The sequence below is a fragment of the Kitasatospora sp. NPDC033851 genome, from assembly GCF_055576085.1.
In genome coordinates this window covers 162,134-175,226 of sequence record NZ_JBVIRL010000009.1, presented here as the reverse complement: position 1 = coordinate 175,226, position 13,093 = coordinate 162,134, and the positions used below count along the sequence as shown (strand labels likewise).

Annotated in this window: 13 protein-coding genes; 9 read left to right on the top strand and 4 right to left on the bottom strand. The window is 70.9% G+C overall.

Annotation, left to right across the window (positions count from 1 at the left end):
• Positions 1-15: 15 nt before the first annotated feature.
• A complete protein-coding gene (locus tag ACZ51D_RS19670; RefSeq protein WP_465663041.1) occupies positions 16-2,136 on the bottom strand; it encodes an alpha-galactosidase in 2,121 nt (706 codons plus the stop codon).
• 408 nt (positions 2,137-2,544) lie between these two features.
• On the opposite strand from ACZ51D_RS19670, the gene ACZ51D_RS19665 reads away from it, so the two are divergent.
• On the top strand, positions 2,545-3,576 hold the full coding sequence (locus ACZ51D_RS19665; protein ID WP_465663039.1) for a substrate-binding domain-containing protein: 1,032 nt from the start codon (positions 2,545-2,547) through the stop codon (positions 3,574-3,576).
• A gap of 267 nt (positions 3,577-3,843) precedes the next feature.
• Positions 3,844-4,674 carry a YhjD/YihY/BrkB family envelope integrity protein gene (locus tag ACZ51D_RS19660; RefSeq protein WP_465663037.1) on the top strand — a complete coding sequence of 277 codons (831 nt, stop codon included), beginning with the start codon at positions 3,844-3,846 and terminating at the stop codon, positions 4,672-4,674.
• 127 nt (positions 4,675-4,801) lie between these two features.
• Here ACZ51D_RS19660 and ACZ51D_RS19655 read toward each other — a convergent pair whose 3' ends face one another.
• Both ACZ51D_RS19655 and ACZ51D_RS19650 read right to left on the bottom strand, forming a co-directional pair.
• Complete coding sequence (locus tag ACZ51D_RS19655; protein ID WP_465663035.1) at positions 4,802-6,088, bottom strand: MFS transporter; 1,287 nt, start codon at positions 6,086-6,088, stop codon at positions 4,802-4,804.
• A complete protein-coding gene (locus ACZ51D_RS19650) occupies positions 6,085-6,624 on the bottom strand; it encodes an ArsR/SmtB family transcription factor (protein ID WP_465624202.1) in 540 nt (179 codons plus the stop codon). The genes ACZ51D_RS19655 and ACZ51D_RS19650 overlap by 4 nt, the downstream gene beginning before the upstream one ends.
• Positions 6,625-6,766: 142 nt before the next feature.
• On the opposite strand from ACZ51D_RS19650, the gene ACZ51D_RS19645 reads away from it, so the two are divergent.
• The 7 genes from ACZ51D_RS19645 (at position 6,767) to ACZ51D_RS19615 (ending at position 12,076) form a co-directional block, all read left to right on the top strand.
• Positions 6,767-7,090 carry a hypothetical protein gene (locus ACZ51D_RS19645; RefSeq protein ID WP_465624200.1) on the top strand — a complete coding sequence of 108 codons (324 nt, stop codon included), beginning with the start codon at positions 6,767-6,769 and terminating at the stop codon, positions 7,088-7,090.
• Between the two features lie 441 nt (positions 7,091-7,531).
• Complete coding sequence (locus ACZ51D_RS19640) at positions 7,532-7,897, top strand: hypothetical protein (RefSeq protein ID WP_465624198.1); 366 nt, start codon at positions 7,532-7,534, stop codon at positions 7,895-7,897.
• 152 nt (positions 7,898-8,049) lie between these two features.
• Complete coding sequence (locus tag ACZ51D_RS19635; protein ID WP_384379104.1) at positions 8,050-8,397, top strand: VOC family protein; 348 nt, start codon at positions 8,050-8,052, stop codon at positions 8,395-8,397.
• Between the two features lie 246 nt (positions 8,398-8,643).
• The gene (locus tag ACZ51D_RS19630; protein WP_465624196.1) at positions 8,644-9,606 is read left to right on the top strand and encodes an alpha/beta hydrolase; all 963 of its coding nucleotides are present in this window, start codon (positions 8,644-8,646) and stop codon (positions 9,604-9,606) included.
• 321 nt (positions 9,607-9,927) lie between these two features.
• Positions 9,928-10,878 (top strand): SDR family NAD(P)-dependent oxidoreductase, encoded by a 951-nt coding sequence (locus ACZ51D_RS19625; protein WP_465624223.1) that lies wholly within the window; start codon positions 9,928-9,930, stop codon positions 10,876-10,878.
• 288 nt (positions 10,879-11,166) lie between these two features.
• On the top strand, positions 11,167-11,694 hold the full coding sequence (locus ACZ51D_RS19620) for an Imm50 family immunity protein (RefSeq protein WP_360503649.1): 528 nt from the start codon (positions 11,167-11,169) through the stop codon (positions 11,692-11,694).
• Positions 11,678-12,076 (top strand): Imm50 family immunity protein, encoded by a 399-nt coding sequence (locus tag ACZ51D_RS19615; RefSeq protein WP_465624194.1) that lies wholly within the window; start codon positions 11,678-11,680, stop codon positions 12,074-12,076. The genes ACZ51D_RS19620 and ACZ51D_RS19615 overlap by 17 nt, the downstream gene beginning before the upstream one ends.
• Positions 12,077-12,272: 196 nt before the next feature.
• Here ACZ51D_RS19615 and ACZ51D_RS19610 read toward each other — a convergent pair whose 3' ends face one another.
• On the bottom strand, positions 12,273-12,968 hold the full coding sequence (locus ACZ51D_RS19610) for a DUF1062 domain-containing protein (protein WP_465663033.1): 696 nt from the start codon (positions 12,966-12,968) through the stop codon (positions 12,273-12,275).
• Between the last annotated feature and the right edge of the window lie 125 nt (positions 12,969-13,093).

Below are 13,093 nucleotides of genomic sequence, written 5' to 3'. Positions count from 1 at the left end.
GGCGGCGGTGTCGGGTCAGGACAGGGTCGTCCAGCCCTGCGCCGCCGAGGAGTTGGGCTGATCGGTGACCACGGCGGAGGTGGCCGCCGGGTTGGGGGCGTCCAGCACCAGGCCGGTGGCGACGTCGGTGACGGTCAGCGCGCCGGTGGCGGTGTTCTGGACGACCCGCCACTTCTGCTGGGCGTTGTTCGGGTCGTAGCCGTTGGTCACGTATGCCGCCGCGCCGGCCGAGCCGGGTGCGGTGAGGGTGCCGTGGACCTGCGTGCCGGTGGAGCAGTTGTCGGTGATGTGCACCGTGCCGTCGGCGTTCGCGGCGAAGTTCCACTGCTGCGAGGTGTGGGTGTTCCACCACGTGTTGACGTCGACGATCGCACCGTCCGCGGCGCTGCAGGTGCCCTGGACCTCCAGGGCCTGGCCGCCGGTGCCGCCCGCGCTGATCCCGTGGTACTTGCCGTCACCGATCACTGCCGCCGCCACGGTGGCGGCCTGGGGGGAGAGCCGGAACATCGCGACGCCGTGCGGGGCGACCCGGTTGCCGCCGACCGTGCCGCCGGCGGCGACCGTGCCGGTGGCGCCGGTCCACAGCTCCTTGTACGTGTAGCCGTTGCCGGTCAGGCCGAGCGAGGCGAGGCTGCTGCCGATCGTCTGCCAGTTGTTCGGGTCCTGGTTCACCAGCAGGACGGCCGTGTCGCCGCCCGCGAGTCGGCGCTTGAGGACCACCGGGCCGGTGCTGCTGTTCGGCGCGGCGCCGACCAGGGTGGCGGGCTTGGCGAGCGCGTCCTGGTCGATCCGGATGACGTCGGCGTTCTTCATGATCGCCAGACTGGCGGCGGTGATGCCGGTGGACCAGGTGGTGCCGCCGTCGGTGTGCTGCGAGTCGGCCGCGGCGCGCAGGTCCGCGCCGGACACGAGCGGCGAGGCCATCATCGACAGGACGGACACCTCCGTGCGCGACTCGTCGTCGGTGAACGGCTTGTGACAGGAACAGGTGTCGGTGACACCCCAGGAACCGTAGACGTCCTGCCAGCCGGCGAACATCATGTCCATGTCGTTCCAGCTGCCCGGGCGCACGTTGCCCGGGTACTGCAGCGCGGTCTGCAGCTGCCCGCCGTACAGCACGCCGCTCAGGTCGCTGGCGCGGTCGCCGCCGATCCGGCACATGTTGGCGACCTGCCCGCACCAGACGCCGGTCGGCGCATAGCCCGGGGACTGGTACGGCGGGGTGCCGGCGGCCTGGACCACCGGGTCGGTGCGGGCCGGGTCGTTGGCGTTCAGCAGGTACGGGACGCCGGTGTGGACGGGCTGGGCGGAGAGGCTGAGGGCGACCTTGGGCCTGCCCCGGGCGGCGGAGGCGGCGTCGAGCGCCCGCTGGAAGGTCTGTACCCGGGCGTACATGGACTGGGTGAGTTCCTTGCCCTCGCCCTGGGTGCCGTAGTTGTGGCCGTCCGGGCCGGTGATCGGCGGGCCGTACGGGCAGTCGTCGTACTTGACGAAGTCGACGCCCCAGGAGACGAAGTCGTTCGCGTCGGTCGTCTCGTGGCCGAGGCTGCCGGGGTGCATCTGGCAGGTGAGGTAGGTGTCGGTAGCATACAGCCCGAACTTCATGTTCTTGCTGTGGGCGTACCAGGCCAGGTACTGGATGCCGTTGACGGTCTGCCCGTTGACGGTCTGTGAGGGGAAGGTGTCCGCGCGCGGGACCAGATGGCCGGAGGTGGGGTCGTTGCCGGTGCCGTCGGTGCCGGCGACCGGGTTCCCGGCCGCGTCGTAGAGCTGCATCGAACCGTACGAGGTCCGCACGAGGTCGGTGCTCTGGCCGTCGCGGTGCCACAGCGACCAGCCGTCGTCGATCGTGACGGTGTCGTAGCCGGCCGCCACCAGGCCGTTGGCGGACATGAAGTCGATGGTCTGCTTGACCTGCTGCTCGGTCACGTTGGTGCCGAGCGAGTTCCAGGAGTTCCAGCCCATCGGCGGGGTGAGGGCGGTGCCGTTGTCCAGGGCGGCGGCCGGGGTGGCGGTGGTCAGCGCGACGGCGCCGAGGCCCGAGGTCGCCAGGGCGAGCGACAGCAGCGCACCGGCTATGGCGCGGGGTGACCCTGCGGTGAATGAGCGCAGGCGTGGGCGCAGGCGTGGGCGCATGGGTGCTCCAAGATGGTGGGCAGTGGGGGTGCCAGAGCGATCGCCTGTTGAGATGTGTTGAGTAATGTCGAGAGCCGACGGAAGCCACTCAGGCCTCAACAGGGGCAGGCGCAGGCTAGTGGCTCGCCCCGGTCCGACTCAAGTGCCGTTCCCAGGAGCGATAACGAGCGGGTATCGGCCTGCATCTCGTCGTCGCGAGATCTTGACGGCCAGGTGAACGTGGCGTTTCCTAGCAGCTCTGCGTTCGAACACGTTGGCTTCTGATCGGTTTGAACGTTCAAACCGTCACATTCGCTCTGCCTTGCCCTTCTGCGCTCCCACGCTCCTACGCTCTTGCCCTCCTGCGCTTCGCACTCATCCGCTCCGCCGGCCGCACACCGGACGGTCGCCGTTCAAAGGAACCAGGCCATGCGCTCCACTCGAGCCCGCCGACCGGCACCCGCCGCCGCGGCCGGCGCGGCCGCTCTCGCCCTGGCGCTGACCGGGTGCTCGGGCGAAGGGCCGGGCACCTCGGGCCACGGCCCGATCTCCATCACCTTCCTGCAGAAGCAGGGCGACCAGGGCTACTTCGTCGACGAGGCGGCCGGGGCCAAGGCCAAGGCCCGCGAGCTCGGCGTCGAGCTGACCCTCGTGGACGTCGGCAACGACCGCGACCGCTCGCTCACGGAGGCCAAGAAGGCGATCGACCACAAGACGGGTGGCCTCATCGCCGTCGTGCCCGACCCATCCGTGGGCCCCGAACTCGTCGCCCTCACCCGCCAGGCCGGCCTGCCCCTGCTCTCCGCCGACGACCAGATCTGCGCCGACTACACCGATCCCGGTGCCTGTTTCGCCAACGGACTGGTGCCCCGGGTCGGCTTCAACGGCGCCACCATGGGCGCCGCGGTGGGTGAACGCGCGGCCGGCGAATACACCAAGGCCGGCTGGAAGGCCGCCGACACCTGGACGCTGTCGATCGGGAACAGCGACATCCCGGTCTGCCGGGACCGCATGAACGCGGCGGTGGACGCGTTCTCCGTCCACGGCGGTGCGGCGCTGAAGACCGCGAAGGTGTGGGCGGCCAACACCGTCGAGGACGCCCGCCGCCGAACCGCCTACGCCCTCACCTCCAAACCCGGCGTCAAGCACTGGGTGGTCTGGGGCTGCAACGACGAGGACACCGAGGGCGGCATCCAGGCCCTGAGTGAGGCGGGCTTCGGACCGGACAACGTCATCGGCGTCGGCATCGGGGCCTACCTCGCCTGCAAGGACTGGCTGACCGGCAAGCCCGCCGCGATGCGGGCCGCGCTCCTCCTCAAGGGCTCCCAGGTCGGCGCGCTCGCCGTCCAACAGATGGTCGACCGGCTGAAGGACGACAAGGCGCTCCCGCGCGAGACCACCGTCCCCGCCACCATGGTCGACCCCTCCAACTGGCAGGCGTCCGGCGCCGTCTGCACCTGACGGCCCTGGAAGCGACAGCGGTCGGGGCCGGTCTCAGCCTCCCCGCCCGGACCGAAGGCCGTTCGCACCCGCGTCCGCGTCGGAACCTTCCCGGGCAGGGCGGTCGCGCTAGGCTCGCGTCGTTGCGGAGCTCCGATACCCGAGGAGAGCGGCACGGCACACATCAACCACGAGCGCCTCACCAAGACGCTGACGTTCTGGTTCCGTCCGGCTTTCACGCTGCGCGTCGTCAACCGCTTCCAGCGAATCGTCGGCTTCGACCGGTCGATGGCGCTGGCTTCCGGGGCATTGGCGGCGCTGGTCCCGCTCGCGATGCTCACCAGCGCCCTCCTCGGCCTCGTCGGACGCCAGGACGTCGCGAACCCGATCATCAGTCGGTACGGCCTCACCAGCGGTGGAGCCGAGGCGGTCAGACAGCTCTTCTCGTCGGCCACCGACGCGACCGCCGGCGAGGGCGTCCTCGGGACTCTCTTCCTGGTGATCTCCGTGTTGAGCTTCACCCGGTCCGCGCAGCGGTTGTTCGAACAGACCTGGCAGCTCAAGCCGCTCAGCGTGCGCAACACACCGAACGGCTTGCGGTGGGTTCTCGTCCTCCTGGCGTACCTGGTCGTCACCGGCTGGCTGCGCGTCGAGCTCGGTCGTGGGCGCCTCGAACTGACAGTGTCTCTGTGCCAGGCGCCGCTGACGGCAGGTTTCTTCCTCTGGAGCGGCCGGCTCCTCTCCGCACAGCGGATCGCCTGGCGGGAGCTGCTCCCGTTCGCCGTCGTCGGGGCGGTCCTGACATCGGCCTACTCGGTCGGCGCGACCGTCTATCTGCCGCACCTCTTCGATTCCTACACCACTCGCTACGGCCCGGTGGGCGCTGTCGTCGCGATGATCTCGGCGCTCTTCACCGTCATGCTGGTCGTCGTCGGATCGGCGGCCCTCGGACGGGAGGTCGGCGACGAGCTCGGCCGGATCCGTCGGGGGCAGCGCCCTCCCCACGACGAGGTCCTGCGCGAGTGGGAGAGCCTGGTGGAGCAGATTCGATCGCATTGGCGTCCGGCTCGGGAGCAGTTCTCCCGGCACCACGGACCCGAGGACCCGAAGCACCGCTGACCGGCTCCCGTGGAACGCCCACGCCGTGCACGGCAGGACCCAGGAACACCTCTTTAACCCGGACGTCAGCCCACTGACCCTCACCTACCAGGCCTTCGCCGTACGCGACGCCGGCCCGGTCAGGACCTCACTTGGCGCCCGCGTGAACGGGAACCCGGGATTCCTGCTGATCCGGACCATCGACCGGGGCGGCGGCACGCAGCGCCGCCTCGACCCGGCGGTTGCTCGTCATGGTCGACGTGACGGCGGTCATGGTGAGGAGGAGGCCGGCGGCGGCGTAGAGCGGGGTGCGTACGTCGTAGGTGGTGGCCAGCCAGCCGCCGAGGAAGGCGCCGAAGGGGGCGGCGCACATGCCGAGCATGCGGGAGGTGGAGGCGACCCGGCCCATCAGGTGGGCGGGGACGATCGTCTGCCGGAGGGAGGGGCCGAGCACCATCGTGGCGCCCATGCCCGCTCCGCAGACGGCGAGCGCGAGGCCGGCGACGTACGGGTTCGGGGCGGCGGCAAGGCCCAGGATGGCGAGTCCCTCGACCGCGGCCGTGCAGGTCAGTGCGGCGCCGGTGCCGAGCCGTCGGCCGAGGAAGGAGGCGATGCCCGCGCCGAGCAGACCGCCGGTGGCCTCCGCCGTGAGGAGCAGGCCGAAGCCGAAGGTGCCGACGCCGAGACGATCGTGCGCGAACAGGGCGAGTACGGTCTCCACGGCGAGGAAGGCGATGTTCCCGACCGCCGGACGCAGCGCGAGCCCCAGCAGCAACCGATCCCGGAAGACGTACGACGCGCCGGCCCGGGCCTGCCGCAGCAGCGACTCACGGGCCTGCGGTACGGGCCGGGGTGCGGCAGGCAGCGACCGTACGAGCACCGCGGAGAGCGCGAACGACACCGCGTCGGCGAGCAGCGGAAGCGCCCGCCCGAGCGCGAGCAGGGCACTGCCCGCGGGCGGCCCCGCGAAGCCGGACGCGGCGGTCTGGGCGCCACGCAGGCGGGAGTTGGCGCGCTCCAGGAGCGCGGTGTCGCGGCCGAGCAGATCCGGCAGATAGGCCGTGGCGGCCGTGTCGAAGAAGAGTCCGCCGAGGCCGAGCAGGAAGGCGACGGCCGCGAGCAGCGGAATGCTCAGCACGTCGAGCGCGGCCGCTGCCGCCGGTATCGCAAGCAGCACCGCACGCGCCGCGTCCGTGACCCACATCGTGCGCCGACGGTCCCAGCGGTCCACCAGCGCACCGCCGAGCACCCCGAAGAGCAGCCACGGCAGCGTTCCGGCGGCCGTGACGACGGCGAGTGCCATCGGATCCCGCGTCAACGTCAGCGCGAGCAGCGGCAGCGCGGCATGCGACACCCCGTCACCGAGCGAGGACACCGTCTGAGCGGTCCACAGCCGTCCGAACCCGGTCGGCAACTTCTTGACGTCGTAGGTCACTTGGCGTCCCCTTCGGCCTGCGCGCGCTGTGCCGGGTGGAAGAGTGCGAAGACGAGTGACGCGTCCGGCAGCGACGGATCGGACAGCTCCCGGTACTCGTCCGCCAGCGCCTGCAGTCGCGCCCCCAGCTCGGCGAACTGCTCCTCGGTGAGCCGCAGATGCGCCATCCGTACGTGGCGCTCGCCGTCGGCCGGCGACGCCTCGAGGTCCGCCACCGCATGCCGCATCAGCACGTCGGGCCCTCCCTCGCCCGGATCCGGCAGCTCGATCGACCGCGCGGCCATGGCGTAGTACCGCTCGGTGACCCCCCGGACCTTCCGGGTTCGCACCACCTTCACCAGGCCGGCCCGTTCGAGCAGTCGTACGTGGTAGCTGGAACTCCCCTTCGCGAGGCCCACCCGCTCGGCGATCTGCGTGATCGTCGCGGGCTCGAAGCGGAGCACGGCCATGATCCGGTGACGCGTGAGATTGGAGACGGCGCGTAGCTGCTCGTCCGTGGTGACGTGGAACGTCTCGGGAAGATCATCGGTAGGCATGCGAGTAATGGTCAACGACTCTTGACCATTGGTCAAGGGGGTTTCGCCCGGCCGAGCGCAGGCGGTGCAGCGTGTTTGCCCCGGTTGTGGAGCATTTGTTGCCAATATCTCCGTACATGTCCGTGACTGCAGAGGAGGAGCCATGTCCGTGATCCTGACGTTGGAGGTCGCCGGCGATCCGAAGGCGTTGGAGCAGTACGCCCAGGACAACAGGAAGACCTTCCACGGGGTCCTCGAAGCGGCGAAGCGTCATGGGCTCATCGCCCACCGCTTCTACGGCACCGAGGACGGTAGCCGCCTGATGGTGTTGGACGAGTGGCCCGACCGGCAGAGCTTCGAGTCGTTCTTCCAGGAGCAGGACTCCGAGATCCGGCCGATGTTCGAAGCCGCAGGAGTAACGACGCAGATCGAACCGAAGGTCTGGCGGGAGCTCTCCACCCAGGACGCCTACGGCTGGGGCGCCTGATCCCGGAGGTACCACGTCGGCCGAGAGCCGACCTGCCACGCCGGGTGCCGCGCGGGCGGCAGCCCAGGGCGTCGGGGAGTCCGAGAAGGTCGGCGAGGTACCAAAGGTCGGCGTGGTACCAGATGACGGGCAGCCCCATCTCGGTGCCCTGAAGCCCGGGTTCGCGTCAGCGGTGACGTACGCGTGGACGCCACCGCTGACGCCCCGGAGCCACTGGTCGCCCGGGCGCTCACCCAGCGGTAGGCGGGTCGGCAGGGAGGTCGGCCTGGCACGGGCCGCGCACCGGACGAAGTGTCAGGGAAACGTCCGGCCAACGTCGTTCCTCGACCTGCCGGTGCACGGGCAGACTGCTGTGCGGACAACGACAGGGGGCGCCCCATGCCAGAGGTCGCTGTTGTCCACCGTTCCAGTGCCCCGGGGCCAACGAACCACGGAGGAACCATGCGTCGTCGTATCGGAGCAATGATCGCTGCCGCCTCGCTGGCCGGCATCAGTATTGTCGGCATGTCGGGAACCGCCCACGCCGGCACGACCGGTTCGGTCAGCATCTCGGTTCCGGGCTGCATCGGCCATCTGAACCTCGCGGCCAACTGGGCCTACGGCCACCTGGACTCGTACACCACCACCTGCTGGCTGACCATCTTCGATCGGAACGACCAAACCCATGCGATGAGCTCCCAGACCATCTCCTTCGGGCCTGGCGGGAGCGGTGACACGGGCCAGTTCTACCACGACAGCGTCGTCCACGCGGTGGCCATGGCGATCTCCAACGGCAGCCAGAGCAACGACACGGCCTGGTACCACTGAGGCCGACGATCCGGTCGGACGGGCCGGCCAACGGGCCGTCCGATCTGTGATCGTCCTCGACGCGTCCCCGCCGGAGTGGGTGGCCGGCGGCGGGCGCGCCGTAGTACTCCTGGGGAGACAACGTCAGGTTCGTTCCCCGTTTGGAGTCGTCGATGGCCGTTCGCCGTGTCGTGCCCAACATCCGCTCCGAGGCCGCGCAGGAGAGCCGGGAGTTCTACGGCCTCCTGGGCTTCGAGGAGGTCATGAACCACGGCTGGATCATGACCCTCGCCTCCCCGTCCAGCCCGGCCGCGCAGATCAGCGTCATGACCAGTGACAAGACCGCGCCCGTCGCCCCCGACATGAGCGTCGAGGTGGACGACGTGGATGCGGCCTACGCGGTCATGCGGGAGAGCGGTGCGGAGATCATCCACCCCTTGCAGGACGAGGAATGGGGCGTACGGCGATTCTTCGTCCGCGACCCCAGCGGACGGGTGGTCAACGTGCTGGGCCATCGCTGACGGCCCGCGCGCCCGGTGAACGTGCCGGCCACGGCCACTCGTCGAGCGGACCGGTCGTGCCCGCCGGCCCGCGGTCCCCGCGGTCCCGCGGTGAAGTCGAGCCATCCGTCGGCGCTCGGGGGACCTCCCCGGCCGGGGGCGCTGCGGGGCGGCGCGGGTGGGGCTGGCAGGCTGTGCCGGTCGGGGCGCTGCCGGGTGCCCCTCGGCGAGGGGGTACTGGTGGCGGGTGAGCCGGGGGGTCGGCGCGTGCCCCCTCTTGACCGGCAGGTGCGGGCGGCGGTGGCGGCCGCTGGTGAGCGGGCGCGGGAGGTGCTCACCCCGGAGCGCCTGACGGCGTGGCAGGAGCGGGACGTCGCCGCCCGGCCCCGCCCGACGCTCGACCGGTTGCGCGATGGGGGCCGGTTCGAGGTGGAGGAGCTGCGGGTGCCGCGGGCCGACGGCAGCGACGTCACGCTCGTCAGCGCGCGGCCCGCCGGGGTTCGCCAGGCGCTGCCGCTGCTGTACTACCTGCACGGCGGCGGGATGGTGACGGGCAACGCGTGGTCCGTCCTGCCTCGGCTGCTGCGCGCGTGGGCGCTGCCACTGGGGCTGGCGGTCGTGTCCGTCGAGTACCGGCTGGCGCCGCGCACCCGCTTCCCCGGGGCCGTCGAGGACTGCTACGCCGGACTCGCCTGGGCGGCCGAGCACGCGGACGTACTGGGCGTGGACCCGCGGCGCGTGATCATCGGCGGCAAGAGCGCCGGGGGCGGGCTCGCCGCGGCCCTGGCCCTGCTGGCCCGCGACCGCGGCGGTCCGTCGCCGGTCGGCCAGCTGCTGCTGAGCCCGATGCTCGACGACCGCGGCGACACCTTCTCCAGCCACCAGATGGCCGGCCACGACACCTGGGACCGCACCTCCAACGCCACCGCCTGGCAGGCCCTGCTCGGCGACCGGTACGGCGCCGCCGACCTTTCGCCGTACGCGGCCCCGGCCCGGGCCACCGACCTGTCCCGGCTGCCCCCGGCGTACGTCGACGTGGGGTCCGCCGAGACCTTCCGGGACGAGGCCGTCGGCTACGCCAACGCGATCTGGCAGGCGGGCGGCGAAGCCGAACTGCACGTGTGGCCCGGCGCCTGCCACGGTTTCGACACCATCGCCCCGAACGCGGCCCTCACCCAGGACGCCCACGACGCCCGCACCCACTGGCTGCGGCGCGTCCTCCAACGGTGAACCCGGCTCGGACCGGCCTTAACCGGCTCGAACCGGCGTGACCCCCCGGCCCGAGCCGGCAGACACGGGCGGCACGCGGCACGCGGCGTGAGGTGTCGGCCCCGTCGGCACGGGCCCTCTCCAGCACACCGTCTGCGGAGACGGTGCCCCCAGGTGGTCGGAAGCCTGTCGGCGGTGACGGTGATCTGTCGGCGGCATGTCGGCGGCATGTCGGCCGTATGCCGACCGTATGCCGACCGTATGCCGGTGGGGGGTGCGACCTTGGGCGGGCTGGTGCTCGCCGTGAGCACGCAGCCCCCCGAGTACAAGGAGTCGGTCACCGTGTCTTCCTCATCCCAGGGCCGACCGTGGAATGTTCACCGCCTGCCGTCCGCCGAGGGCAGGACCGTCCTGGTCACCGGCGGTAATGCCGGGATCGGCTACTTCGTCGCGGAGCAGCTCGCCGCGACCGGCGCCGTCGTCGTGCTCGGCAGCCGGGACGCCGCGAAGGCCGAGGCCGCCATGGCCTCGATCCGCTCGCGCGTCACCGGCGCGCACGTGCGCCACCTTCGGCTGGACCTCGCCGACCTGTCGTCCCTGAAGGCCGCCGTGGACAGGCTGGACCTCGATCACCTCGACGCGGTGGTCCACAACGCGGGGGTCGCGCTCGACGACCCGCCGCGTCGAGAGACCGCGGACGGCCATGAGCTGATGTTCGCCACCAACCACCTCGGCCACTTCGCGCTCACCCAGTGGCTGGCCCCCCTGCTGTCCGCGGCGCCGAGGGGCCGCATCGTGACGGTGGGAAGCTTCGCGGCAAGGTCAGAGCGACTGGACCTGGGCGATCTGCAGTCGACCCGGGACTACCGGCCCAAGCGCACCTACGGCCGGTCGAAGCTGGCGCAGATGTGCTTCGGCTTCGAACTCGACCGCCGTCTGCGCGCCGGCGGCAGCACCGTGCTCAGCGTGGTGGCCCACCCCGGCGGCGCACTGGACTCCCTCACCCCGTCCCGCCCGCCGGTGCGCGTGACAACCCCCGGCGAGCGGCTGCGCGGCCTGCCCGCCGGGCTCCTGGTGCAGGGCAAGGACGCCGGGGCATGGCCCGTCGTCCGTGCCGTCCTCGACCCGGAGGTGCAGGGAGGGCAGCTGTGGGGGCCGAGGGTCTTCGGCCTGCGCGGCACACCACGGCGTGAGCCCGTCCCCGCTCACATGGCCGACCCGGCCGTCGCCGCCGGCCTGTGGGCCGCCAGCGGTGAGCTGGTCGGCGCCGACGAGCACCTCGGCTTCCGGTAGGCACGCAGCCGCAGGACGGGGCGGCCGTCCGGTCGCCAACTGCCCTTCTCAGGGCGGTTGGCCAGCGGAGACGGCATGGAACGGCCGTTCGGTTGCCGTTTTCTGGGAGCTTCCTGGGAGCGCTCGAGGATCGTTCCGATCCGCCTGCCGTCGGCGTCGGTGATCCGGGCCCGGACCGAGGGAGCAGTATCATCCCAGCTCAGGCGCCCGTTATTCGATCTCCGACTGCACCGGGGACGAGGATCGGCCAGCAGGGCGCGAAAGCACCCGGAGCGAAGGGACCCACCCGTGTCAGCCGACACCTGGCCGGAACTCCTGATCCACTCCGAGCGGTTGACCGCGCTCTACTCCGAGCTGCCGCCCCTGGAGCACCTGGTTCTCAGATCGGTGCACCTGAGTCCGTACGGCGCCGCCGTGACGTTGCGGGTCGAGTTCCCGCGCTTCCCGGACCTCGCTCCCGCGGCGTGGACCGACGCCGGATGCGACCGGTTCGAGGCCCAGATCGAGTTCATGGGTGTGGACGAGGACCTCCGGATGCGGGGTGTCCCCCACCACACCGTGGTCGACATCGGGCTCACCCCCTTCGTCGAGGGCCGAGTACGCCGGATCACGGTCGCGGTGAGCGGGCCGGGGCTCACCCTGGACTTCACCGCGCATGCGGAGCTCAAGGCCGGCCATCTCAACGCCTACCGCTCCGGCGACGCCGATCCCTATGCGGCCCCGCGGTGGTTCGAGAGCCGGCTCGACCAGCGCCGGCACCCGAACCAGGTGCTGCCTCCCACAACGGCGAAGGTGTTCTATGAACGGTGCCCATGACTGGTCTGCCGAGTTGACCAGCCCCGAGACGGTCCGCATGGTCCTCGGCTCCCCGCCGCCACCACTGAGCGACTACGAGCTGACCTCCGTCCTCATCGACGAACGCGAGGCGTCGGTCACGCTGAGGTTCTTCGCCTTCGCCGTCCCGGCCGGCGCCGCGCAGCTGTGGCAGGAGCGAGGCCACAACGCGGTCGAGTTCGTCCTGCTCTGCCTCGGCGTGACGAACCTCGAGGTGGACGCCTGGTCCGGCTGGCCCACGACCACCGCCACCCTCACGGGGAAGACGGTCGTACTCGGCGGCCGGGGCAAGCAGGTGTCCTTCCAGGCCGCCCGGATCCGCGCCGAGTCCCCTATCGGACGGCTGGCCAGCCGAGCACAGTGACGTCACCCGAAGGTCGAACAGGCTCCCTCAGCGGCTGTTGTCGTTCCGATCTTTTGGGTGTTGGTCGAGCAGGAGTCTCGATCGGGTGACTGTGGGATCGGGTGACTGTGGCGGGTGCCGGACAGAGCAGGGCCTCTTGGCAGTTCGAAGGCTGTCTACGCCAACAGGCTGTCCAGGAGGCCCTGCTGTCCCTCTTCTACGCTCCCGCCGTCGCCGAGCGCGATGATTGCTGCAGCGTGTCGTGCAACCCGACGTTGCTCAGCTCAGTGCGCACGTCGGTCGGAGCGCCGAGGAGCTTCGAGTGTTTCGCGACGTCGACGGATCCGGGTCCGTGGATGGTGAGCTCGAAGTCCTGACGCACCTTGGCGTCCAGAGCCGGCGGCAGGTGGATACGCCCGTCCCCGACCATGCGTCGTATCTCGGTGCGGCTGAGACCGAGCCCGATCATGAGCAGTCGTTCGACGCGGACCGGCGCGGGCAGCTCGAAGCTGACCAGTACCTTGAGCGGTGTCGGGTCGTCGAGTGCGTAGAGGGGCGTGCGGGTCTCCAGTTCCCAGGTGCCGGTCCAGTCGAGGCGGTAGCCGTTCTTCGCGGCGAGCGACGCACTCATCGTCAGCTCCCGTACCACGGCCGGGTCATTGCTCTCGTACGCCACCCGGCGAGCGGGCTCCAGCGACGAGACGTGGACGCGTTCGTGGACGGGCACCTTCGACGTACGGTCGCACGCTGCACAGCTCAGGAGAAGCCAGACGTCGAGGAGCTTGCCGTTCGCGTTGACGCGGATCTTGCCCGAGGGACGGTGACGCGTGCCGGAGCAGTCCGGGCAGGGTCGTACGACGGTGGGCAAGGCGGACTGACGCACGGCCCACAGGGCCTTGCGGTCGGTATTCATGGATGTGGTTGCTTTCAGGACTCAGCAGGAGCTCTCGCAGGCCGGGCTGCGGCTCCTGGGATCTGACGGATGCACACGAGGGCGCGAGTCATCGCCTCGGGGCCGAGTCGTCAGACTCCGAGGTC